At 29.5% G+C, this 24,964-nt stretch carries 19 protein-coding genes; 8 read left to right on the top strand and 11 right to left on the bottom strand.

The annotated features are described in order from the left end of the window. Positions 1-90: 90 nt before the first annotated feature. The 5 genes from IC214_RS02945 to IC214_RS02965 all read right to left on the bottom strand — a co-directional run bounded on the left by IC214_RS02945 (position 91) and on the right by IC214_RS02965 (position 4,573). Entirely contained in the window at positions 91-858 is a 768-nt protein-coding gene (locus IC214_RS02945) for a lantibiotic immunity ABC transporter MutG family permease subunit (RefSeq protein WP_227855467.1), read from the bottom strand. Continuing rightward, positions 855-1,625 (bottom strand): lantibiotic immunity ABC transporter MutE/EpiE family permease subunit, encoded by a 771-nt coding sequence (locus IC214_RS02950; protein ID WP_227866211.1) that lies wholly within the window; start codon positions 1,623-1,625, stop codon positions 855-857. The genes IC214_RS02945 and IC214_RS02950 overlap by 4 nt, the downstream gene beginning before the upstream one ends. A gap of 1 nt (position 1,626) precedes the next feature. Next, positions 1,627-2,325 (bottom strand): lantibiotic protection ABC transporter ATP-binding protein, encoded by a 699-nt coding sequence (locus IC214_RS02955; protein WP_227433574.1) that lies wholly within the window; start codon positions 2,323-2,325, stop codon positions 1,627-1,629. 380 nt (positions 2,326-2,705) lie between these two features. Beyond that, the gene (locus IC214_RS02960; protein WP_227433575.1) at positions 2,706-3,242 is read right to left on the bottom strand and encodes an IbrB-like domain-containing protein; all 537 of its coding nucleotides are present in this window, start codon (positions 3,240-3,242) and stop codon (positions 2,706-2,708) included. Beyond that, positions 3,239-4,573: a phosphoadenosine phosphosulfate reductase gene (locus tag IC214_RS02965; RefSeq protein ID WP_227433576.1), complete on the bottom strand. Its 1,335-nt coding sequence runs from the start codon at positions 4,571-4,573 to the stop codon at positions 3,239-3,241. Before IC214_RS02965 ends, IC214_RS02960 begins: the two co-directional genes overlap by 4 nt. A gap of 961 nt (positions 4,574-5,534) precedes the next feature. Between IC214_RS02965 and IC214_RS02970 the strand changes: the two genes are divergently transcribed. Continuing rightward, positions 5,535-5,870, top strand: coding sequence for a hypothetical protein (locus IC214_RS02970; protein ID WP_227866212.1), 336 nt, complete (start codon positions 5,535-5,537; stop codon positions 5,868-5,870). Positions 5,871-6,016: 146 nt separating this feature from the next. Then, complete coding sequence (locus IC214_RS02975; protein ID WP_227835846.1) at positions 6,017-6,298, top strand: FMN-binding protein; 282 nt, start codon at positions 6,017-6,019, stop codon at positions 6,296-6,298. A 129-nt stretch (positions 6,299-6,427) separates the two neighbouring features. Here the strand turns inward: IC214_RS02975 and IC214_RS02980 are convergent, their stop codons facing one another. Then, positions 6,428-6,589, bottom strand: coding sequence for a type I toxin-antitoxin system toxin (locus IC214_RS02980; protein WP_227433577.1), 162 nt, complete (start codon positions 6,587-6,589; stop codon positions 6,428-6,430). A gap of 745 nt (positions 6,590-7,334) precedes the next feature. Between IC214_RS02980 and IC214_RS02985 the strand changes: the two genes are divergently transcribed. Continuing rightward, on the top strand, positions 7,335-7,733 hold the full coding sequence (locus IC214_RS02985; RefSeq protein ID WP_227433578.1) for a DUF6110 family protein: 399 nt from the start codon (positions 7,335-7,337) through the stop codon (positions 7,731-7,733). Positions 7,734-7,819: 86 nt separating this feature from the next. After that, a complete protein-coding gene (locus IC214_RS02990) occupies positions 7,820-9,919 on the top strand; it encodes a heavy metal translocating P-type ATPase (RefSeq protein ID WP_227433579.1) in 2,100 nt (699 codons plus the stop codon). Between the two features lie 167 nt (positions 9,920-10,086). Here the strand turns inward: IC214_RS02990 and IC214_RS02995 are convergent, their stop codons facing one another. The 4 genes from IC214_RS02995 to IC214_RS03010 all read right to left on the bottom strand — a co-directional run bounded on the left by IC214_RS02995 (position 10,087) and on the right by IC214_RS03010 (position 20,451). Next, on the bottom strand, positions 10,087-15,291 hold the full coding sequence (locus IC214_RS02995; protein WP_227866213.1) for a GTPase: 5,205 nt from the start codon (positions 15,289-15,291) through the stop codon (positions 10,087-10,089). Between the two features lie 14 nt (positions 15,292-15,305). Next, positions 15,306-17,807: an ATP-binding protein gene (locus IC214_RS03000; protein ID WP_227866214.1), complete on the bottom strand. Its 2,502-nt coding sequence runs from the start codon at positions 17,805-17,807 to the stop codon at positions 15,306-15,308. A gap of 630 nt (positions 17,808-18,437) precedes the next feature. Further along, a complete protein-coding gene (locus IC214_RS03005) occupies positions 18,438-19,673 on the bottom strand; it encodes an MFS transporter (protein ID WP_227866215.1) in 1,236 nt (411 codons plus the stop codon). 310 nt (positions 19,674-19,983) lie between these two features. Beyond that, complete coding sequence (locus tag IC214_RS03010; RefSeq protein ID WP_227433583.1) at positions 19,984-20,451, bottom strand: MarR family transcriptional regulator; 468 nt, start codon at positions 20,449-20,451, stop codon at positions 19,984-19,986. Positions 20,452-21,044: 593 nt separating this feature from the next. Here IC214_RS03010 and IC214_RS03015 point away from each other — a divergent pair. Next, the gene (locus IC214_RS03015) at positions 21,045-21,185 is read left to right on the top strand and encodes a hypothetical protein (RefSeq protein WP_227866216.1); all 141 of its coding nucleotides are present in this window, start codon (positions 21,045-21,047) and stop codon (positions 21,183-21,185) included. A 489-nt stretch (positions 21,186-21,674) separates the two neighbouring features. Here IC214_RS03015 and IC214_RS03020 read toward each other — a convergent pair whose 3' ends face one another. Further along, positions 21,675-23,135, bottom strand: a complete 1,461-nt coding sequence (locus IC214_RS03020) for an NADP-dependent glyceraldehyde-3-phosphate dehydrogenase (protein WP_227433587.1) — start codon at positions 23,133-23,135, stop codon at positions 21,675-21,677. A 475-nt stretch (positions 23,136-23,610) separates the two neighbouring features. Here IC214_RS03020 and IC214_RS21055 point away from each other — a divergent pair, with 475 nt between their 5' ends. The 3 genes from IC214_RS21055 (at position 23,611) to IC214_RS03035 (ending at position 24,956) form a co-directional block, all read left to right on the top strand. Continuing rightward, positions 23,611-23,766, top strand: a complete 156-nt coding sequence (locus tag IC214_RS21055) for a 4Fe-4S binding protein (RefSeq protein WP_227834794.1) — start codon at positions 23,611-23,613, stop codon at positions 23,764-23,766. Positions 23,767-23,962: 196 nt separating this feature from the next. Then, on the top strand, positions 23,963-24,541 hold the full coding sequence (locus IC214_RS03030) for a TetR/AcrR family transcriptional regulator (RefSeq protein WP_227433588.1): 579 nt from the start codon (positions 23,963-23,965) through the stop codon (positions 24,539-24,541). Positions 24,542-24,722: 181 nt separating this feature from the next. After that, a complete protein-coding gene (locus IC214_RS03035) occupies positions 24,723-24,956 on the top strand; it encodes a hypothetical protein (RefSeq protein ID WP_227483080.1) in 234 nt (77 codons plus the stop codon). The last annotated feature ends 8 nt before the right edge of the window (positions 24,957-24,964 follow it).

The raw sequence follows: 24,964 nt of genomic DNA on the forward strand, positions 1-24,964 counted from the left end.
TGCATTATTAACAAGCCTGTATTGTGACCTGCTCATATATTATCTGATAATTTTTCTCATTGGTCAAGTTTATAAAAATGTCCATAGTCATTACTCATTACATGCTCTACCTTCCCATCTGTTAAACCATATAATTCCACCAACTAGAAAAATGATAAGTCCAATTCCTGTTAAATTAAGTGCATTTATTAGCTGTGACTCTGCTCCTGAAGAAATTGCAGTTGATAAGGTAGTCTGAAAATAAATAGATGGAAACATTGACATCTTTACTGGCCAAGCCCAAGGAACAAACACCCAGATTTTACCCCCAAGACTTGTTCCTCCAATCAAAGCAGCCATTAAAATACCACCCATGCTTATTCCTATGGATGCTCCCATCCCCCATAAAAAACTGACCCACAAGTGAATAGATAGAATTGGAAGTGTCCCTATTACTGCAAGTAAGGATGCCATCATAAATAGAGAAATGCTACCTTCATCAGGTATTATAATATTCATTCCGACACATATTATAAGTGATGAAATAAAAGTGCTGACTGCCATACAAAAAATCAATATAAAAAATTTTCCTAAGTATAACTTAATTCGGGAGACTCCTGTATTTAAAAAACCATTGAACTCTCCAGCAAGTTCCTCCTCATGTATAATAAAGCTTGATAGAAGACTTATTCCTACTGGAATGATAATTGCTGTCCATACTATAAAATAACCTTCAAAAACAAATTTATATGTAACTTCAGACCTAATTGCCAGATAAGCAACAACACAAAGTGCAATGACTACAGGCATAAAGAATGTAAGCCAACGAATTGCTGTACGTTTTGTTTTTAGCCACTCTGATGATAATACTCCTATCATTTTACTTCCCTCCTATTAAACCAAATACCTGTAATTACTGTAATTCCAACAAATATAACCACGGATAAGATAATCCCAACAGGAATCACAGATGAATCTAAAAGTGGATTTCCAGTCTCCAAAATAGCTCCATTTGGATGCACACCAGCAATAGGACACATCAGTCTCATAGCCCAACTCCACGGTACTGCAAACCATAAAGATTTTATTGCTGTAAGAACACCTATCATCATACCTACAAGTGCAATTCCCATACTTAAAAATGTTCCTTTCCATGTAGCTGCCCACAGCTGAATAGGGATAAGTGAAAGAGAAACAAGCCAACAAACAAAACCTCCAGCAATAATCTTACCAAATGGGATTGCTCCTTCTGATAAAAACAAACCAGTCATAATTGTTGAAACTATCAAAACTAGTGTTGAAAGCAGAGTGTAAACTGCCATAGCCATAACCTTATCAGTCCAAAGAATCATAGGTGAAACATTATATGCACGCAAAGTGCGATAATTCCCAGCTTTTCTTTCCTGACTAGCTACCAAAGTAGCAAACAATCCCATACCAAGAGGTAAAAATACAAATGGCCACGAATTAAAAACCAAGGCTAGAAGGCTGTCCCATGACCAAGAGCTACTTTGAGATAATGGGTTTTTCATGATTGTTGATTGTGTTATCCCTGCATATAATGCAAAGAATATTGGAATAAAAACAATCAATTTCCCCATAAATGTTCTTTTGTATTTTAAAAGTTCAGATTTAAGTCCATTCATTTTACTTTCCTCCTTTTAAGATTACATCAGAGAAGAATTCCTCTAGATTTTCATTTGGGTCTGGTATACCTTGAAATAATAGCCTTCCTCCACTAATAATTCCTATTTTATCAACTACCTGAGCAACCTCTGATAATATATGACTTGAGAGAATTACTGTAATTCCCTTTTCAGGAAAAGATGCAATCAACTCACGTAGTTCTTGAATTCCAAATGGGTCAAGCCCGTTGGTTGGTTCATCTAAAATCAATAGTTCTGGATTATTCAAAAGTGCAATAGCGATTCCAAGTCGTTGTTTCATTCCCATAGAAAATTGTGAGGCTTTCTTTTTTCCAGTATTTTTTAAATCAACTGTGTCTAATACTTCATGAATTTTTTCATGTGGAATGCCTAGAAGTCTTGTGTGAACTAGTAGATTTTCCTCTGCTGTAAGGTTTCCATATAAAGCAGGTGATTCGATTAAAGAACCGATTTTTGTAAGAGACTCTCGTTGCCAAGGCTTTCCATTAAAAAAAATATGTCCTCCTGTTGGATGAAGAAGTCCAACAATCATTTTAAGTGTTGTTGACTTACCTGCACCATTTGGTCCAAGAAGTCCATATATACTATTACGTTCAATTTGAAGTGAAATATGGTTGGCTGCCATCTGCTCTCCATATCTTTTTGATAAATTTTTTGTTTCAAGAATTAAGTCTTTCATGTCTATTCATCCTTTCTTGTAATAATCTAAATTCATTTTCTATAAGAAGATTAACATGAAAAAATAACAATTTTATAACACTTATAATTTTTTTATTAAAATATACTATTTATTCATAAATGAAAAAAGTTAATCAGTACTAACAAAGAAAAAGAGCAGGATATCCTCCTACTCTTTTTTCTTTGTTAATATTATGTAATTTATATCTTACACTACTCTATTCTCAATACTTGTATTTATTCAAAAGCTTTAAACTCAAGTATATTTTCTTTAATATACTGCCTCATATTTCTTTAAAACACTTCTTCATAGTTCTTTAAAACACTGCTCCAAAAAGGTTAATAGTATTTCTATAGTGTTTAGACTAAAAACATATCTTTTTAATTATCTTGTTTAGTATCAGAATCAAAAGGAATCCATGCACGTCCAAACTCTTTATCTTTAAATAAATAGGATAATCCAGTTATTTGCTTTAATCTAAGAATCTCCTCAATATCCATCCCTAAGTGCTTTGATATCCATTTATCAGATTTTCCAATATCACAAAGTTCCTTTATAATATTGCTCATTAAATCCACATTATGTGAACCTCTTGCACGATTGTGACGAATAGTACTTGCCATTCTCTCATCAAGTGATTTATCAATTACTGAAACAGGAAGTACTCCACCTTCTCTATCATATATATCCTTATTTTCAAGCATTATTCGATATCTATGAAAACCATCTACAATAACATATTTGTCATTTTCTGGATTATAATAACAGACAATCGGCATTGTATATCCATCTTCTTTTATACTTTTATACAGCAACTGCATTTCTGGTGGAGCTACTGCATTTGGATTATAGTCGTTAGATTCTATCTTTTCAATTGGGACAGCGATGATTTCATATACAGGACTTTTATACTTCATAGCATCTTAACTCCTATCTTAGAAAATTTTTCATACTTTTTCTTAATGTATTCTGTTTTCATTCTTTGCTCTTTTGTAGGACCAAATCCCATAAACTTACACATATGGTCATTTTTTAAAATACAATAACACATTCTTTTCCAACTTGGTATATCTTTAGTAAATTTAATATCATCTGTGTCATCAGGTATATCTCCTAAGAATACGACTCTACTTTTTTTATCTTTTGTATGATTAGAAATTCCATTTATTTCTATATTATACCCTTTTCTTATCAACTCACATATAGCGATTTCTGGCAAACCACCACCCTTTTTATGCCAAAAGTCGATAGATGTTGAAAATTTTTTAATATAATTATTTCTTATATCTTCAGGTAGTGTATCAAGCAGAAAATAAGTGAAACTTTTCCATGTATGTCCTTCTGGCAACTTTACACTACGATACCCCATAGCTTTTGTTTTTCCATAAATAGAAGTAAAATTAGCCCCTTGTACTCTAGCAACCAATTTCACCCATACTTCTGGGTCCAATATCTTATATAAGTTTAAACTCTCTTTTGCTGAATCATTGAAAGGAGATGCTACTCTCATTTTTCTTGGAGGCAATCCAGCTTTATAGAACAAATCATAGATTTTATTGTACTCATAGTCGAATTTATAATTGGCTACCCAAACATCTTCTAGTCCCCAGTCATATAAAGGAGATGCTGTCCATACATTTTTAAACTCCTTTGTTATCCAACACTTGCCTTTATATCCATGCTGTTTATTCACAATAGCACAATAACGTTGTAAGGATTCTGAAGCTCTTGTTCCAAGTAAACAAGCAACTTTTGCACCCTTATGCTTGTTTCTCATCCACCTACCAAATTGCTTTGCCAAACTTTCCTGCTTCATCTTATACTTATAGTAGGTAAAAAGATTATTTTCTTGATTTATTACGTATTCTTTGTCTGGCATTTTTCTTACCCATAATTCTTCTTTCTCATCATCCCATGGATACCAAAACATTTCATGATTACCTACAGCTGTTCTCGTAGCCATTGGCAGACATACCCAATATGGTTCAATATCTTCAAGATTGTCTTCAAACATTTTTTCAACATATTCTGTTGTCATACTATATTGAGCCTCAAAATCTTGATGAAATACTCCTATTTTGGATTTTATATTATATTTTCTTTTATAATCCAAAACTAAATTCAATAATAGACCACTATCTTTTCCTCCACTGAAAGATACATAGATATAATCAAATTCACTGAAAACATAAGAAAGTCTGTCTTGAAAAGCTTCAAATACACTGGATTCCAAATATCTTTTATCCATTTGTAATCTCCCCTTTCAAATAGAAGTTCATGAAAGCTTATAACATAATATTATATATGCACTTTTAGTAGTAATCAGCATAAATTATGAATCCTCTAAGTGCATAAATCCAAAAAAACAAATATAATTATAATATAAATCAATTTTTCTATTATAAACTATATTTTACCATTATTTTACATAATTTTCCAACAGCATAATTATCATTATTTCTTCAGTATTTAGCTCAATATTTTGTATTTTACATATGTTTTAAAATCAAATTTTTATTTTCCAAGTTTATAATTTTTTAGATTATATATTTCTTTTATATATTTCTTAGGTAAATTTTAAAAATGTCTTTGCTTTTTTTATTGTTTTATAAGAAAAATAATATAAACATATATAATATTTAAAATAATATAGACATGTATAATGTTTAAATATACTATTAACTTATAAGATAGTAATTTTATACATCAATAATTTTTATAAAAATCAACTATTTTTAGTTAAATTGGGTAATAAAAAATAAAAGGATGGTGATTTGATTGAAACTTAATAAAGGTATCAAATTTACAATAGGATTGCTTATTGATATAGGAATCAGCTTAGTTTTAGGTCTTAACCCCCTATTAACAACTTTATTTGCTCTACTATATATAACACTTTATATTCCAGATATTTGTAATATCATAAAAAAATAAATATTCATCTGAAATAGACTATATAGAAAAAGCGCCCTACTTAAAAGACTATTCTAGCTTAAATTCAATTGATTTTTATGTAGTACCACATTTCCAAAATTGAGAATTTGGAAAAGCTGTAGAAAAAATAGTAAATGCGTATTCTAAAACTTTAGAATTAAAAGCTATTAATGATAATCAAGCAATATTAATTGAAAACGACAGTGTTAGAATTTTAAAATAATTTAATATAAATAGCACCAGAAAATGATAAACACTACATTGTCATATCTCTGGTGTTTTTCTATGCAATAAGTTTTAAAATAGCCCTCGATGAAATCAACATTGACTTTGAAAATACAGACTACCCACCTGGGGAAAAAGAAACCTTCCGTGTTGGTGAAGAAATCAATGAGAAAATAAAACAGTTACTAAAGGCTGGTATCTTATCAGGTGAGCTTAGAGAAGATATTGAAATTATGCCTACTATATTTTCACTGTGGGGAATGTTATCTGGCATTATACAGACAGCACCAAATAAAGAAGCTTATATCAAACAAGAAGTAAAACTTTCTAAACAGGAATTTCTTAAACACGGATTTGATATGCTTTATCGCTCTATTCCCAAATAGATAAGATAAATCTACAAATATACAACTATACAATTTCTTATAATAGACATTATTACTTTATATATTTGAATATATCTGAAATTAAATTAAAACAAAAGATATTCAAAACAATTACCAAATACAATTACAAACAAACAGTGGAAAATATGACCTTTAAAAAAGTAAATATCTCTGACATTGCTGATGGAACCTATGTTGGAGAATGTAATATAAATATCATATCTGCTAAAGTAGAAGTCACTGTAAAGAGTGGTAAAATTTCAAACATTAATCTTTTGGAACATAAAAATGAACGAGGAAAAAAAGCAGAAAAAGTTATTGATAAAGTACTTAACAAGCAAAAAGTAGATGTAGATGCTGTATCAGGTGCAACAAATTCAAGTAAAGTTATAAAAAAAGCAATCGAAAATGCACTCATAAAAGGATAACTATACTTAACAAATTTCTATAAGAGTAAAAATATTGTTTTTGAATATCTGTACCAATTTGTGGTATAATAAAAGCAAGAAGAACTACAATCTATTTCGTCGTAGAGTGAAGTTCATAATTAAATGAAGCTATTTGAACTTATGGAACTTGATTTTAAAATCAAATTCCCAGCCACTTTTACTCTTGCCACGAGTTGAGTGGCTTTTTACTTTCGTAAATACTTTACAAATTAAGTAAAATATTAAACTAGCAACAACGCCAGCTATTACATTAAGTAAAAAGTTATTCATACTTCCCACCTCCTTTCATTAGGAAGTAGGTTTTATCCTAGTATGAACTCCACTCTTAAATTATAGGTTACATCTTCTTGCTATAAATATTATAACATATACTTTCCCATATTTTACCTGTGTTTTTATTCTAATAACTCCCTTTTCTTTTCAGCATCATATCTACCTACTATCATCAAATATTGTTTAAAAATTAGATTTAATATAATAAAATCAACTATAAACAAGAATAAGTTTGTTTCTCTAAGCAATGTAATGCTTATAGGAATGTGTTACAAATAAAACTCTCAATAATTGAGCCTTGAGTAGTGATAGAATAATATTTTTCATAAAATAAGCCGATTAATTGATATAAATTATCATTTTCTGTTGAAAGTTACATTCATGCGTGCTATACTTAATTGCATAAATGGTAATAAATGTCATATGATTTTACAATTCTATTAATAACAATTATTATTAACTTTTTAATTTTCGAAATAAATATCAAGAATTTTCTAAAATACATGATAATTCTTTAAAATATAAGAGAATTATTAAAATGTAAAAGAATTATATAGACTATATAAAAAACACATAAAACTATACAAAAATATATAGGATTATACAAAAGCGTATAGGACTCTCGAAACATAATAGAACTATATAATACTACTTTTGTAAAATCGCGCTCTATTTTTAACATTTATTACTTTATACATAAGATATATAAATAAAATTTAACTTAATGAAAGGATATGATAAAATGAATATTTTAAAAATGAAAAAAACAGGGATATTTTTAGGAGGAGTACTTTTAGGTACTGTAGGTGTCAAAATACTTTCAAGTGATTGTGTAAAAAAGTCTTGTACTAAAGCAACTGCTGGAGCGTTGAAAGTTAAGGATTCTGTTCTTGAAACAACTACTAAAATCCAAGAAAATATGGAAGATATTTTAGCTGAGGCAAAAGAAATCAATGAACTAGAAGAATTATCTTCATCTAAAACAAAAAATGTACAGGAAGATACTAAAGTTGTACAAGAAACTATTAAAGATGAAAATGTACAAACTGTAGAAAAAAATACTGATTCTGATAGCATTAAATGTGAAGACATCAAGGAAAATACTACTGTAGAAAAAAATAGTACTTGCACAGCAGAATAAATTTAACGATTATTATGGTTAATAATATCAGGTGTTATGATTAATAATATCAAGTATTATGATTAATAGTATCAGGAGGAAGTAAATTGAATCTTTATATAAAGCATGAAATCAGAGGTCGTATACGTTTTGATTTACAACTTGGTAAATTGAATAACAAACAGGCAGATACTCTACTATATTATTTGACTTCTATAAATGGTGTTACCAAAGCAAAGGTTTATGATAGAACTGGTGACGCTGTTATTTATTACACAGGTGAAAGAGACTATATAATAAAAGAAATCACTAAGTTCAGTTTCAACAATAGCGAAATAGAAAAACTAGTCCCTGAACACACTGGTAGAGAGTTAAATAATTACTACAGAGATAAATTAGTAAATAAGCTATTTATAAAGAGTGTATCTAAGATATTTTTCCCAAAATATTTAAGATTTTTTTTTATAGGACTTCACTCTATAAAATATTTCAAAAAAGGTATATCTTCTTTACTAAATAAAAAGATAGAAATTTCTGTTTTGGATGCAACTGCAATAGGTATCTCCATTTTTAGGAAAGACATAAATACAGCTGGGTCAGTGATGTTTCTTCTTGGTATAGGCGAATTACTAGAAGAATGGACTAGAAAAAAATCTATAGATGATTTAGCTCAAAGCATGTCATTAAATATTGAAAAAGTATGGTTAAAAAAGGATGATAATGAAATTTTAGTCCCAATTTCAGAAATAAAAGAAAACGATTTAGTTAGTGTAAATATGGGAAATATGATTCCATTAGATGGAATTATTGAATCTGGTGAAGCAATGATTAATCAGGCCTCTCTTACAGGTGAATCTCTTGCAGTTAATAAAAAAGAAGGCTCTTACATCTATGCTGGAACTGTAATAGAACAAGGTAATATTGTAATGTGTGTCAAAGAAAAGGCTGGTACTACAAGATTTCAAAAAATTGTAACTATGATTGAAGAATCTGAGAAACTTAAGTCTTCTGTAGAAGGAAAATTTGAACATCTAGCAGATACCTTGGTTCCATATAGTTTTTTAGGAACGCTATTTACTTATGCAGTTACTAGAAATCCTATAAAAGCACTTTCTATTTTGATGGTAGATTTTTCTTGTGCATTAAAGCTATCTATTCCTATTTCTGTATTATCAGCTATGAGAGAATGTAACAATTATAATATTGCTGTAAAAGGTGGGAAATTCCTTGAAAATGTTGCCTATGCAGATACTATTGTATTTGATAAAACAGGCACATTGACAAAAGCTCAACCAACAGTTGCAGATATAATTACCTTCCAAGATTATAATAAAAAAGATATGTTAAGACTAGCTGCTTGTCTAGAGGAACATTTCCCACATTCTATAGCTAATGCAGTAGTTCATGAAGCTGAAAAACAAGGTCTCAGTCATAAGGAAATGCATACAGAAGTAGAATATATTATTGCACATGGTATTTCAACAAAAGTCGATAATAAAAAGGTTATAATAGGTAGTAAACACTTCGTATTTGAAGATGAAAAATGTATTATACCAGATGGCGAGGAGTATAAATATAATAATCTTTCAGACGAATATTCTCACCTATTTATGGCAATATCAGGAAAATTATCAGCTGTTATTTGTATTAATGACCCTTTACGAAAAGAAGCTAAAGATGTAATTTCAAACTTAAGAGAATATGGACTCAAAAAAATTGTAATGATGACTGGTGATAGTGAAAAAACAGCTAGGTCTATAGCTAGTAAAATTGGAGTGGATGAGTATTATTCAGAAGTTCTACCAGAAGACAAAGCCAATTTTATTAAAGATGAAAAACTAAAAGGTCGTAAAGTTATTATGATTGGAGATGGAATCAATGATTCCCCTGCTATATCTGAGTCAGATGTTGGAATTGCAATGAGTGAAGGTGCTGAAATAGCAAGAGAAATTTCAGATATTACTATATCAGCAGATAATTTGAATAATTTAATTACTTTAAAACAGATTAGCAATAAACTTATGAAAAGAATTGGTTTAAGTTCTAAGTTTATTATTGCTTTCAACTTAGGTTTGATTTTTCTTGGTGTAGGTGGATTTATTAGACCAAGTACATCCGCGTTTTTGCATAATGCTTCTACTGTTGGAATAAGTTTAAACAGTATGACAAATTTACTAGATAAACCTAATACTTATAACTACAATTAACCCCCCTTGTATAACACATTTATACATAAAAAATTTATAATTCATATTAAAAAAAGCACTTTTAAACAATTAAACAGTAATATTTAAAAGTGCTTTTTTGACTAAATTTCCATAATATTTCTACTTAACTACTAAAAACACCCTTCCTTAAACCTCACTTAAAACCGCTATATTTCAATTAATCTCTGTTCATAGCATTTTAGTTCATTTTGTTTTAGATAGTTAAATTCAGACTCTACATAGATACCACAACCAATAAACTCAACTGTCAGATTTGGTATATTCTCTTTCAGTATACTCATCTGCTCATATATAATTTTTTCCCACAAATCAGCCTGTAATATAGAGAAATACTTCATAATTTCTCCATTGTTATCCATATCCTTTTTAATTTCAGACCAGTTTTTTAACAAAACGCCTCTTTTATCAATGTATCCAAGTTTTTTAAAGCTCTCTATACTCTGATTCCATGCATCTTTGCTACTCTTCTCAAAATATGACTCTAGCTTTTTATTCTGCTCACTTGTCAATAGGTCATAAGAAAGCTTCTTATTAAAATGTGCTTTCAAAGAAAGCTTAGCCATAGAATATGGGCTTCTACCAGAGTTTAATCCCGCATTTTTAAACTTTTCTATTCCTTTATCTTCTATTGAAGACCAGATAGAGTTTACTGAATCTGAATCATCATCTTTTTTATATTTAACATCCAAGCCATGTGTAATATCGATATAATTTTGTGGAAATACATATTGATAGTGCATATCTTTGTTATCATCATATAGAGAAAAATATCCTTTATCATATAAATGCATATGTACATTTATTTTTAAACTATCATCTAAAATATTTCGTCTAAGATTAGGTATATTTGCATAAATAGTCACATATTTCATTGCATCATAGTTTTGATTTAGTGGAATTTCAAAGCTAATTTCTTCTCCTGTCAAAAGCTTTTTCACTTCTTCTTCATTACAATCATATAAAGAAAATGTATTTTCAAATCCCACACGTGATTTTCCTGCTAAACTTCCTGCTAATGGTATTTTCAAAATATGATTATCTGTCTTTTGCCATTGATAAGTATCTTGAACTAAAAACTCTTTAATTTGTCTATTCTGTTCCTTTGCCTGCTTTAGCACCTCATCTTCATTTTCTGTTATCCCTACATGACATCTATTTAAGATATTTACTATATTGCTTCCAAATGGAAATGTCCATAATTGAAAAGCTGCTGCCTCCAATTGGCACAAATATCTAATCTGATTCAATTCAATTTGATGAATAAGCTTTTTCTGATACTCATTCATCTGGTTACCACTGTCTGACATTTGATAAATCAGTTCTCCCATTGCAAGATTATCTTTTTTCTTGTCAATCTTATCAGTAATAATAATCTGAGCATCCATCATATCCTGTACTTTTTTGAAAATCCCAGAAATATCCTCTGAATTTTCCATTTTCAAGATTTCAAACTTCTTAATTAATTCAGTTAGGACATCTTTCATTTTTAGTCTGCTTATTTCATTTTCAAAAATATCCTGATTTTTAACTGTAGTATCAAATCCGTCTACAAATGGTATAATAGATTCTTTCAATGTTTTATTTTTGAACTCTTCCATCTTAATATTTAAATTATCTAGTTTTTTAATATTATCCTCTTTTGACTTAATCGCATCTTTAACTACTTTTATTTTATCTTCAAAGCTAGCTTTTACATTTAGACAATTATTAACACTACTAATTGCTGTATTAATAAAAGAACAACTTGCACTACCAATGCTTAATACATTTTTAATAGTTGCTGTTTTTTGCTGTCTTTTAATAGATGCTTTACACTTCTCTAGTGCAACCAATTTATCTTTTTGTTGTTTATTACTATAATTTGCTTCCAACATACCCATTTCTTTTTTCTGAATGCTTGTGTATATTTTTTCATATTCGCCTTCATCCAAGCCATTTTTTGCTACTGCAATGTCATTTTCTTTCCCTTGGTAGTCATTATTATCTAAGGACTTAGTCATAATCTCTTTAATTTTATTAAAATTTTCTCTCTTTCCATCATCAACACCGACTAGTTTATTTGTCATTGCTCCTAAAGCATTCTTTCTATCTTCATTTAACTGAGTTCCAAGGACAAAACTCATACCTTCAGAATCTATTTTGAAATCTGAAAAATTAACCATTCTGTTAGTCCATTGATACTCTTCTTCCTTAGCTGAAAGATTTTCTTTTAAAGATTTTGCACTATCAAAAGCTCCTAAGCACGCTTGACCAATACCACTTAATGATGATAGTAAACTCAACGCACTCTGTATTCCAGAAAGAATTAGTTGTATTTTCATCTGTTCTTGAAGTTTTTCCTTCTTTTCTTCTAGTTTCTTTATATCTTCTTTTTCATCTTCTTTTATCTTTAGAATTTCTTGAATCAAAAGATTCATTTTTGCTCCAACAGAAAGCATTTTATTTTCAAGCTCTTTTTTCAAAACTTCTATCTGTTGATTTCCTGAGTTAATTTGAGTTAGAACACTTTCCTTATAGGTATTGAAATATGATTCTTTTAATTCATCTTTCTTTCCTTGTTCCAATTCTTTTAAAGTCTTCTCTAGATAATCTGTCAGAGTTCGAATATCTGTAACACGATTTCCTCCAATTTCATCTTCCTCTATCATCTGCATGTAAAATGCTGCCTTCTGTTCTAATGCAAATAAAATCATACTCCATTCACTAAAACTCTGATTTTCTTTTACAAAAGCTTCTATTCTATTAGACTGCATCAATTTATTTATAAGGTAGTCATAAATCTCTTTTGCTTCTTGGTAAAACGCTTTCTTAATATGCATATCATCTAAAGAAATTACTTCTTTATTTTTCTTATCAAATTTATAATACTTCTGAAGAATTTCTCTATTTAACTGCATTTCCACTTTCTCAACTGCATTAAAAATCTCATAAATATGCGAAATTTCTAAAATATCAGCTTCTAAAATTCCTACTGCACATAAAAGTTTAAGATTTCTATATCCTTTACTTCCAGAAAAACCAAATCTTTCAAAGAATTGATAGAAAAATGTATCCATTGATAGAGAATACTCTTGCTTTAACAATTCGTTTTCTACTAATGACTTTCCAGGATTTCCTTCTTTTCCCTGTGCTCCATCTAGACCTGAGTCTGCAAGCTTTTTAATTGTCCAGTCCTTGTGTTTTGTATAAAGATCATCTAATGCCTTTCCATCATCTGCTGTTTCCTCACTATCTGAACCACTCCCTATCACATATCTATCAAAATAGTAATAGTTTATGTCACTATAACCCGTTTTACCAGAAATTCCTGTATACATTCTTGCTTCTTCAAAAATTCCGCGGATTCCTCCAAGACCCCCAGCTCCACCTTTTCCTCCAGAACCGCCTTTTCCAGCTAAGCCATGTCTTCCGTCTATTTGGCTTATAGAACTTTTTAGAACTGTTGCTTCTCCAAGGAGATAAATCTGTCCAGCCTTACTTCCAAGACCAGCATTTCCACCATCTCCACCTGTTCCTCCAGTATTTCCTTGTTTTCCTTTTTCTGCTTCTATTATATAGTATTTTGCACCTTTTTCCTCAGCAAACTCTTTTTTCTCTGGTTTAGAGCCTAGTTTTGCATTTGCTCCAGCTACTCCAGATGCTCCTGTTTCTCCTACTTTTCCATCTTGACCATTTCCACCTTGTCCACCGTCAGCATAAAGCTTAAGTTCGCCTTCTTTTTGTATATGTTTAAAAGATATTAAAATATCGCCTGAGGTTCCTGCATTATTTCCGACTCTTCCATTCATTCCGTTATAAATAGAACTTTCTCCATCCAATTTTTTTGCGTCATTTCCAGAAACATTAATTGAATAAGAACCTTTTGGTATACATAATCTTTCAACTAATAGAACTATATTTTTACCTGAGAAAACATCCTTCTTCATATCACAATCTATTTTTAGCTCACACTCTCCATACATATATATAGATGATAATTCATTAAGTTTATAGCCAGATATTATTTTAGTTAAATCTGATAAATTCACTTTAGGTACAGGAATATATATAGAAAGCACTTTATCTTTTTCATATGATTTTATATATGTACAATTTTGGATTTTTTCTCTTCTGTATTCTGCATCTAGAAGCTTCTCAGCTTCTTCTTGTTCCAATTCCTTCTCTGCTATCCAGTATTTAATACATTTTAATGTATCTTCCAGTGTTGTATTTAATAATGACTTTAATAATTCACTTAGACCGACAATATTAGTTTCTTTGCAGTAACTATTTAGCTCTAGAACAAGGTGTATTTTTTCTAATATATTTACTTTTTGCACTCCATCACCATAGAAAAGCCCTTGTACAAACTCCATAAGTTCTTCAATACTATTTGTTTTACATAAACTCTGATACATTTGTTCCAACTGAGATTTTTTTTCTTTTAGATTTTCTATAGAAGATAAAATGGAAATAGAATCTTCTAATGCCTTTTTTACACTTTCTATATAAGGAGCTAGAAGTTTTTCTAGTTCTTTATATGTTGTGTCAACAGCTTTTTGTATCTCCATTTTACAAGAAGCAGTAAGCATTAATCCCATATCAGTTTTCTTGAAAGTAGTTGGAAGTTTTTCTAATTCTCTCAATAGATTTTCTGGCTTTGTGTCTAGTGGATTACACAATTCTATAGAAACATTATCTGCTAGTACCACATTTAACAGATATACCAGTTCCTTATAACCTTCATAATATTTTTCTTGGCTATCTAGGTCTTCTTTTACTTTTTTCAGTATATTTCTAACTTTCTCTTTTGTCACGCTACCACTAAGTGGCTTAGGTATTTTATTGATAAGAAAGAAAAAATTTTCCTTATACTGTGTATATTCATTAAACATATCTTTTAAGTTTTTAGCTGTATCAATTAACAGTGTATGTCTAGAGTCCAGTAAAGACTGGTAGTCTAAAATGACTACTATACCTTTTACTTTTAAAGATGCAGATATAGTTTCTCTTACAAGCATTGCTCCTGCAATCATATACTCTGCTCCACGATTATCAAAAAATCCAGGACAATCGCATAAAGAAAATGCTTTATTTTCAATATCTACAACTTCTGGGCATAAAGTCTTAGAATATACACCATTACCAATATCAACTGCTGAATCTTTAGCTGTGATGTACACTTGTCCAGTTTCCGCATCTGTTTTTTCTTCCATATCACAACCTTTTAAATAGTTGATACAAGTGCTTTTTCCAACCCCTGAAGCACCCAGGAATAACAAAATCGATTTTTCTTTTAAATTGTATCTTTCCAGTTCATTCCTTCCATTTTCCAAAAGATTTATGATTCCATTATACAATTCATTTGACATATATCCATCCCTTTCTATACTTCAGCACAATAGTTTTGATATTTCTCTTTAACAAAGCTTTCTTCAACTTTTAAAACTGCTGTTGATTTTTTATAATTTGGATTATTATATCCTCCAGATTCTCCTCTATCTCCATAATCAGCATACTCTCTTGATGGACCTTCTTTTCCTTTTTCCCAACTTCCACCTTCAAGAGTTATACGATAACTAGTAATACTAGTTAGTTTATAATCCCAACTTTTAAAATATCCTGTATAGTATACAGTAGAATCTATAGCACTTGGAGAGAATGAAAGTGTATTATAACCATGATGACCACCTTTTCCTCCACTTCCACCAAATCCTGGTCTTCCATCTGGACCTCTTTCTCCATCTCTTACTGTTATATCACAGCAACTGATTAACTTATCTCTCTTTTTATCTGAATCTGCCAAGAAGTAAATATTTCCTTTACTTCCTCCATTTCCACCTCTTCCAGCATTTCCTCCTTTTTCTCCTTTTCCTCCTTTTGCACCACTTGTTCCTTCTGCAAAATAACCTTTAAACATTTGTCCATAGAAATAACTTGTATATCCTGCATCACTTCCATTTCTACCTGTGCTTCCAGCCACACCATCTTTACCATCTGTTCCTCTTGAACCATTTCCTCCATTTGCTATTAGTGTAAGGCGATAGTTTCTAATTTCTTCTTTAATGTACAAATAAATATTTCCTGCATCTCTACCATCTTCACCATTGATTCCATATATAGAATTATCTATAAGATTTCCACTCTTTCCACTTACATTAATCTTAGAATTACTACTTACATCAAGATTCTCACAAGAAATAATGATATTTTTTTCTGATGCAAAATCCATTCCAAGATTAGTATCCATATAGATAGTGTCTTTAGCTAAAAACATAATTGTAGAGACATCATCTCCCACGTTTCTATTTCTAAAAGCTTCTAAAGCACTGCTAATTACCAAGTTTTTAATTAATGCTTTAACTTCTATTACCGTCTTTTCTTTAAGTATAAATGATTTTATTATAAATGGATTTAAAATATATTTACTTACAAGATTTCTAATTATTTCATTTCCTTTTTCTCCATATGCATTTAATCTTGTTATATTTGCTTCTAATTCTTTACTATTTCTATCTGTAAGATTCTTTAAAATAGGCTCAAAATCACGTTTACTATATATGTAGTCTGTTTTATTTGCAACTTCCATCAATTTATCTCTATTTGATAATGTCCATACCTGTTTTTGTACCTCATAAGAAACTAAAATCTCTTCTATTTTCTTTCTTATAATAATAAATTTTTGTTCCATTATACTTTTACTTGTTTTTTCTATAATAGATTCCATATATACAGAAGATAGTGAAATTTCAGCATTTCCATGGTCTGTATATTTATTTAAATCTTTAATTATATCTAAGTTTCTTCTTATCTCATTTTGTAATTTTATACATGTGTCTTCCAAGAATAATCCACTTTCTCCTGACAATAAATTGATAAATTTATCTAAAGTAATACTCTCTGCATTAACTGAACTTTCTAACCAGTTTTTAAATATGTCTACTACTCTTTCATATTTTGACATTTCTTGAATCATTGTTACTCTTTCAACCTTCTTAATAAAGTCTTCTGTATATTCTTTGACATAAACTTCTAGTCTAGATACTATACTACTTTGAATATCTTTTATTAATGTATCTAAAACTAATCTTGCATCTGCACTGATTGGATACTGGAATGCTGATGTTTTATCTTTTACTTCTTCTAATTTTATTACTTCTTTTAATAATCCTTCTCTTTGCTCTGCTTCAAGTGGTTTACAAAGATGAATATTTTTTCCTTCTCCTTTTAGCAATTCTTCAAATAACCAAGCTTTATCTTTTATATTATTTTCTGGACTTTCACACAATTGTTCGTATTTTTTTCTAATCACATTATATATTTGTTTTTCTGTTCTTCCTAAAAAGCTTTTAGAAATAAAGAAAGTAATACTTCCTCTAAAATTCTCTTTATGAAGACACATATTTAATTGTTGAAATAAATCAAGTACTTTTGTAAGTCTAGCCTCTAATATATCTGCTTCTGGTATTAGTACAACTACTCCACATATAGATGCAGAATTTCTAAACACCTCTCCTAACGAAACTGCTGCACTAATGTCATGTGCTACTCCTCTGTTATCACTAAATCCTGCAGTATCACATAATTTTGCATCCATTCCTTCTACTTCTCTTCTCATATCTACAATATTTGGATACAAAGTTTGTGAAACAGCTCCTGAACCAATTTCTGCAACAGGGTCTACACATTCAATATAGGAGATACCAGTATCTTCATCTTCTACTTCCTTCATTTCACATCCTGCAAGATAATTAATTGCTGTACTTTTCCCACAACCTGTGCCTCCAAGAATCAAAATTAGATTCTTATTTATAGCTTTATCTATTGCTACTTTTCCTTCATCTAGTAGGATTTTGATTTCTTCTAAAAGCTTATTTTTTTCTCCCATGTATTTTCTCCCTTTTTTATAAAATTTTTTAATATTAAAATAACTGTGCTTGTAAAATAAAGCCTTTACTAACACAGTTATTTTATTTTATATATCTAATTATATTTTTTATTTTATATATCTAATTACATGTTCTACTTTTTTCTTCACAAAGAAGAGCTTTGAAAATCATAATTTCTGCTAAATAATCCTTAGGAGCCTTTGTAATTGCAGTAGCATTACAAATAAATTTTAAATTTGTACCTGCTACAACTTAAGTAGCAACGATAAGTGTTTCATAATCAACATCTTTTAACATTCCTACAGCTTAATTGAATATTTCTACTTATTATTTTTCTACTTCTTATTTCTTTACTGGTCTAAATTTTGACCATCCTCCACAATAAATATTCATATAACAAACCTCCTTATATGCTTAAATTTATTTATATAATAGTACGAATTTTCTAAATATTCAACACAAACTGTGTAACTAGTCGATAAAAGTGCATAACTGGACACATAGTCATCATAAAAAACTTTTAAAGTCAAATTTATCTAATTAAAAATAATATAATACAAAAAAACAGTCAATCTATTAAAACCAACTGCTCCATAAAGTGAATTTTTACTTATTATATTTTACAAAGTTTACACATTTACATGTGTCCCTTTATACAAAACTAATGTTGCCACTCCTATAAGTATCATGCCCATAAAAGCAGGTGTCGCATGACCAAGAAATACATAGATTTGACCTCCAATGATAGGTCCAATTATTCTTGCTAAAGATTGAATGGATTGACTACCACCTTGAATCCTCCCTTGCTCACTAGAATCGACAGACTTGGATAGCATCCCATTGAATGAAGGTCCAAAGATAGAATCGCCAAAACCAAATATAAACATTCCAACAATAAAAATAGGATAGAACGAAAACAAGGCTGATGCTGCAATAAAACTGTAACCTATAATCTCTGAAACCATTCCAAGAATTGCTATCTGTACATCACTAAGTTTTTTCAAAAGCTTTGGCATTATAAAACCTTGTGAAATGATGTCTTGTATACCCATAATTGAAAATACAAGTCCAATTAGTGCGGGTTTCCAATTGAAAGTGTCTATTGTAAATTGTGAAAAAACTGACTGTAAAGACCCATTTGGTATCCAAAGTAAGAATGCTGATAAAAGTAGCCTTTTTAAGTTTTTTACAGAAAGTACATTTGCAAGCTGTATAAATGGATTTAGCCTTGCAAGTGCAATCGACTTTAATCTATTCTTCTTATCAAGGCTCTCAGGCATATACAGGAATCCATAAATAACATTAAGTAAAGTTATTATTGCTCCAAAATACATGGGTACAGAATAACCAAACTTAGCAAGTAATCCACCTACAGTTGGACCAATAACACAGCCTACACCTGAAAATGCACTCACCCATCCAAAGTATTTACTTCTATGTTCTCTAGGAGTAATATCTGCAAAATATGCGAAGATAGTGCTTATGCTCCCACCTGTTACACCTTCTATTATATGTCCAACAAATAATACCCATAGAGCTCCTCCTATTCCAAAAACTAAGTACCCTATTGCAGAACCCAAAAGGCATAATAAGAGTAATGGACGACGTCCATATCGGTCACTCAAAGCTCCAAGCCCAGGAGCTGCAAAAAACACACAGATTGCATAAACAGAAGTTAGCATTGTAACAACTATAGCTTGTTCTTCTGGACTATTTGTATAAGGTTGCACTAAGAATGGAACGACAGGTGCTATGATAGTGAATCCGATTCCGCAAAGAAACGCAGATATAAGACCAAATATCAAAGCCTTTTTATCTACAATTTGTTCTGTATTCTGTTCATTGTTTGATTTAAATATAAACACTTAAATTCTCCTCTCAAAAATTATAATTTTGTTTCCTTTAGAAACATATTTCTTTATTTCTTTTTTACTTTTTTACTTTTTTACGTCTTTACTTTTTTCATTATTTTATTTCCCTAGTAGCATGTTCATCTTTTATCATTTCGCCTCATTTGGGGGTATATTCCTATATTCGTTTTTTGATTCCTTGGAAACATATTTATAGTATCATTTTTTTGTTTCCTTGTCAACAAAATAGATAACAATAAAAATACAGCCTATTCTCAATAGAGTTAGGCTGTATATGATTTCATTTTCATTATTCTGATTTATTCTACTTTAATATTATCCCCTGTTTTTTTATTTCTTCATCCAAATGTCGGTTATAATTTTCGACAAAGCTAATCATACTGTCAAATTGTTCATCAGTTACCTGCTCAAATACAACTTTATCACGTTCTTGAAACTCTTTATGAAGTTCCTCATGGATATTATAAACTGTTTTACCTTGCTCAGTAAGTCTAAAATAGATTTCTTTTTTATTATCAGGCTTCTGGTAACTTTCAATAACACCTTTTTTTATTAGCTTTTTAGTTACTTTACTTATGGCGCCTCTAGTCATATAAAAGTATTCTGCCAGTTTTGTCACATTGCAGTCTACATTTCTTCCAATGTATTCAATGCAATGTACTTCAGAAGACTTATAACCCTTGAGACTCTCTTCCATCTTAAATTTATTAAGCCAAACAGTCTTATTTAGTAAATCTCTAAAACCCATCATGACCTGTTCTTCTTTATTCATGGTATATATCCTCCCACCCGTTAGTGCATTAACAATATTATATTAAACTTTTGTTTCTATTTCAACAATGTTAAAATAATTCTTTTAGGAATCGAACTATATAAAATAAAGAGATAGAATCATCTAATTTAGACCTACATTTAATTTTATACTCTGCACCATACTTAGATATTAAATTTTTCTTAAATTCATAACTTTAAGTTACTTTATTGAATAATAAAACTTATATGAAATACTTGCTGTTACAAGGATGCAACTCAACATTGACAAAAAACATAGTGAGATTGATAGTATGCAACCTGTATATTTGTTAAAATTTTCAGAATAAAGATTGAGGAGGAAAATAAAATGGATATATCTACAATAAGAAATCATTATATCAAATTATTTATATGTATTTTTTTATTTTTCAGCAATATAGTTTTATTTTTTCCGATATACTACTTGCATAGAATAAAATCCATTAAATTACCACTCTTAAATTAATCATCTAATCTTTTTATATAACTCTTATTCGAATCATAATATCACAGATAAAAATATTGAATTCTCGTTAGAATTTCAAGAATTTTCTAACTTTAATTAAATATATTTTGAGGGGGAAAACAAATGAAAAAACTAAATCAAAGGTATTAAGTTTAACACTAGCAACTACTTTTTTTGTAGCAACAACAGCAAATTCATATGATATGTGTGCAAAATCTTCAGATATGGACATGGGTAAGAAGTCATAGCTTATGTATTGCAAAAACTGTGATTTAGAGTTTGACGATACTACAACTATATGCCCCAAGTGTAACCACACTCTAACATCTCATAGACAAAATTTATCACAGATATCTATGAAAAATAAAGTTGATGAATTCAAGCTAAATAAAAAAGTTAGAAATGGAAATATACTAACAAATATAATTATTTTGACATTAATAATTCATATAATACTTATTCTTTTCATGCAAATCCATATTGAAGATTATTATGATATTTATATTAAATATTGCCCTACTGCAATATCTGGATTAGTTTTAGTTCTTTCTCTAAAAAGAGGAGAAAAAAGGTTCACCCTAATTAGAGTGAACCTTTTTTATATCTATATAATTTATACAAAATCTATATCCTGATTAAAACTTCATTATTTTCTAGAGCTATATAAAGCTTTAAAAATCAAAATATAAAGTGGAAAAAATTAATTTCTCCACACTATCCAATATTACTAGTATAATCTACAGCCCCTTAACATTTACTACTACTGCCTTAGGTCTAGTCATAGCCTCAATTGAATACTTAACGCCTTGAGTTCCCATTCCAGATGCCTTTACCCCTAAAAATGGGAAGTGGTCTGGTCCCCTCTCAGTCTTATTATTTATTTGAACAGTACCAACCTCAAGCTTATCAGCTATATAAAAAGCCTTATCAATATCACTTGTAAATACTGATGATTGAAGCCCATACTCTGATTGATTAGCAATTTCAATTGCTTCATTTATATCTTTAATTCTTATAATTGGAAGTACTGGTCCAAAAGGTTCCTCCCAAGCAATTTTCATATCAACACTTACATTATCCAATAATGTTGGATAAAATAAATTATTTTTTCTAACATTACCTGTTATTAATTTAGCCCCTTTATGCAATGCATCATCCACTAATCCTTGAACAAAATCAGTTGATTTGTTATCTATAAGAGGTGTAATAACTACTTCATCCATTGGATTCCCAACTGTTAACTTCTCTACTAACGGTTTTATTTTTTCAACTAGCTTATCAGCCACACTATCTTGAACCAAAATTCTCTTTACTGCCGTACATCTTTGCCCTGAATATGAGTAAGCTCCAGCTACTATGTTTTTAGCTGCAAAATCCAAGTCTGCATCTTCTAATACAATAGCAGCATCTTTTCCACCAAGTTCCAATAATAACGGAACCATTTTAGATATTTTAGATATATGTTGACCAACTTCAGTACTACCAGTGAAATTTATAAAGTTGATTCCCTTATGAGTTACAACATAATCTCCTATTTCACTACCTCTACCTGTAATTGTGTTGAGTACACCATCTGGTATACCAGCCTTTCTCATAATTTCTACTAAATGAAGTGCACTAATAGCTCCTTGTGTAGCAGGTTTTAGGACAACTGCATTTCCACCAATAAGTGCTGGTGCAATTTTTGACATTGATAAATTTACAGGATAATTAAATGGAGATATAGCTAAAACAGTACCCAACGGAACTCTTGAAACATAAGACATCTTATTACGTGTTCCACCAGGGAAATTGTCACCACTAATAGCCTCACCTTCCATATTCTTTCCTACATCTGCTGTGTATCTCAAAAAATCTGCTGTTCTTTCAACTTCTGCTCTTGCAGATTTTATATCTTTAGCTATTTCAAGTACCAATATATTAGCTATTTCATCCATATTTTCTAGCAATAAGTCAGCTGCTTTATGAAATATATTAGCCCTCTTGTATACAGGCATATCAGCCCATACCTTTATACTTTCTTTTGTATTTTTAATAGCTTCATCTACTTCATGCTTTGTCATAGATTGTACTTTTCCAACAAGTGAGTTATCTATTGGTGAGTAAATTTCTATTGGTTTTTTTGAATTGGATTCTACCCATTTCCCATTTATTAAATTTTTATATACATTTTCTTCGGTTTTAAGTTCATTAAACATATTTTTATTCCTCTCTCTGATATAACATTATGTATTTAAATTATAGCCATTTATTTGTTATGTAAACATTTCTTTTTCTCATAAACGTTTACCTTTAAAAAAAATTTTGTAATCCTTATTTTTTGTATTTTAAATACTGTTTTAATTAGAAGTAGCTTTGTAATTTAAATACCTATTTTTTAATATGTCTCTGTAGTTTAAGTACTTATTTTAATGTATTTTTATTTTAAATAATTCCTCATCATTTCATACTTAAGTTTCTTACAAGATATAATTACACATATCATAATGTCAGCAATAATAGAACATATTATACAATTAAAAGAACATTATTTTGTTAATTATTGACCCTAATCTACCTATGTGATATAATTTAAACAGAACACTATTCTGTTTTAAAAAAGAAACATCACGAAAAGAAATAAAAAGCTATCCAAAATCCAATTTTTTAGTAAACACACTTTTTCATAAAATAATGGAGCGTTATATAAAGAACTGTCCAGGCAATGATAAATATTTTACAGTTTGGGATGATTGTATTTCTTGCGGATTATGTGCTAAAGTATGTCCCTGTAAAACAATTAAATATGCCAGTTATCAAATGCACATACATAGAACCAATAACCTATAAGGTCATTCCTTATGGCTATTGGCTCTTTTCATATAACTGCCTCTACTATAATACTACTTGCAGATTGTAGCAAAAAACCGTTGTTTGTTAACAAAATCATGCTTGACAAATTCATAAATGGACAATACTATATATGTATGACTAAAAAAATATTTTAAGTCATACATATACATACTTATGGAAAGGATTGATAAATATGGCTAAAAGCTTTACAGAAGTTGAAAAAAACAATATAAGAGAAAGATTAATTTTAGAATGTGAAAACCACTGGTCTAAATATGGATATAAAAAAACTAATATTGATGAGCTTTGTTCAAAGGCAGGAATTGCAAAAGGCTCTTTCTACACATTTTTTGATTCAAAAGAAAAGTTATTTTTTGAAGTATTAAATGGAATTCAAAATAGACTTATATCATCACTATACGAAATCTTGAATAGTATGCCTACAAAAGAAGGATTTGTAGCATCTTTAAAGATGTTATATCGCTTATATGATAAAAATCCATTTTTATATGCTCCCAGAGATCATGATTCTATTGCTTTTTTAAACAAATTACCTAAAGACATGGTTTCAAAGCTTGAACATAACAATATACAAAGCTTCTATGATTTAATTGAAAAGTATGATTTTAAACTAAAAATAGATAAAGAAAAAGCCTTTGGTGTTTGTAATGCTCTATTATCAAGTCTATTGTTAAAAGAAGATATTGGATATAACTATTTTGAAGTATTCGATTTCATGATAGAGAATCTTGTAGATGATATATTTGAATAATATGATGTGCTAATTTTACTAGATTATATAAGTAAAATAAATGATTATGTAGAATATGTAACTAGTAGAATAGTTAACTATAAAATAAATTAAATAGACAAATTAAGTGAATTACACAGCAAAAATAATAAATTTTGTTTTTCTGCTAAAATTCCTTTAAAATTCTTTTGGGAGAGTCCATATGATTGAACTAATACAAAAACTAAACGATATTATATATAAAATAAATGAAAAATTAAACATACATACAAAACTTGTAGATCCTAGTAGTGAACTTATGCCTTTCTACTCTACTCTATCTATAATGTTTGCTATATTTTTAATAGTGTTAGGAATTAAAATAAAAAGAAAACTTCTAGTAGTAATTGCTGTTATAACAATTATTATAAATGTTTTAATAATCTTAGATAGGTAGGTGTATAT

This window comes from Clostridioides sp. ES-S-0190-01 (genome assembly GCF_020658275.1).
Taxonomy (GTDB): domain Bacteria; phylum Bacillota; class Clostridia; order Peptostreptococcales; family Peptostreptococcaceae; genus Clostridioides.

Coding starts and splice junctions, on each gene's coding strand:
- IC214_RS03035 (WP_227483080.1), top strand. CDS start 24,723: ATGATTGAACTAATACAAAAACTAAACGATATTATATATAAAATAAAT.
- IC214_RS02995 (WP_227866213.1), bottom strand. CDS start 15,291: ATGTCAAATGAATTGTATAATGGAATCATAAATCTTTTGGAAAATGGA.
- IC214_RS03030 (WP_227433588.1), top strand. CDS start 23,963: ATGGCTAAAAGCTTTACAGAAGTTGAAAAAAACAATATAAGAGAAAGA.
- IC214_RS02950 (WP_227866211.1), bottom strand. CDS start 1,625: ATGAATGGACTTAAATCTGAACTTTTAAAATACAAAAGAACATTTATG.
- IC214_RS03010 (WP_227433583.1), bottom strand. CDS start 20,451: ATGAATAAAGAAGAACAGGTCATGATGGGTTTTAGAGATTTACTAAAT.
- IC214_RS02965 (WP_227433576.1), bottom strand. CDS start 4,573: ATGGATAAAAGATATTTGGAATCCAGTGTATTTGAAGCTTTTCAAGAC.
- IC214_RS02975 (WP_227835846.1), top strand. CDS start 6,017: ATGACCTTTAAAAAAGTAAATATCTCTGACATTGCTGATGGAACCTAT.
- IC214_RS21055 (WP_227834794.1), top strand. CDS start 23,611: ATGGAGCGTTATATAAAGAACTGTCCAGGCAATGATAAATATTTTACA.
- IC214_RS02960 (WP_227433575.1), bottom strand. CDS start 3,242: ATGAAGTATAAAAGTCCTGTATATGAAATCATCGCTGTCCCAATTGAA.
- IC214_RS02980 (WP_227433577.1), bottom strand. CDS start 6,589: ATGAATAACTTTTTACTTAATGTAATAGCTGGCGTTGTTGCTAGTTTA.
- IC214_RS02985 (WP_227433578.1), top strand. CDS start 7,335: ATGAATATTTTAAAAATGAAAAAAACAGGGATATTTTTAGGAGGAGTA.
- IC214_RS02955 (WP_227433574.1), bottom strand. CDS start 2,325: ATGAAAGACTTAATTCTTGAAACAAAAAATTTATCAAAAAGATATGGA.
- IC214_RS03000 (WP_227866214.1), bottom strand. CDS start 17,807: ATGGGAGAAAAAAATAAGCTTTTAGAAGAAATCAAAATCCTACTAGAT.
- IC214_RS02945 (WP_227855467.1), bottom strand. CDS start 858: ATGATAGGAGTATTATCATCAGAGTGGCTAAAAACAAAACGTACAGCA.
- IC214_RS03020 (WP_227433587.1), bottom strand. CDS start 23,135: ATGTTTAATGAACTTAAAACCGAAGAAAATGTATATAAAAATTTAATA.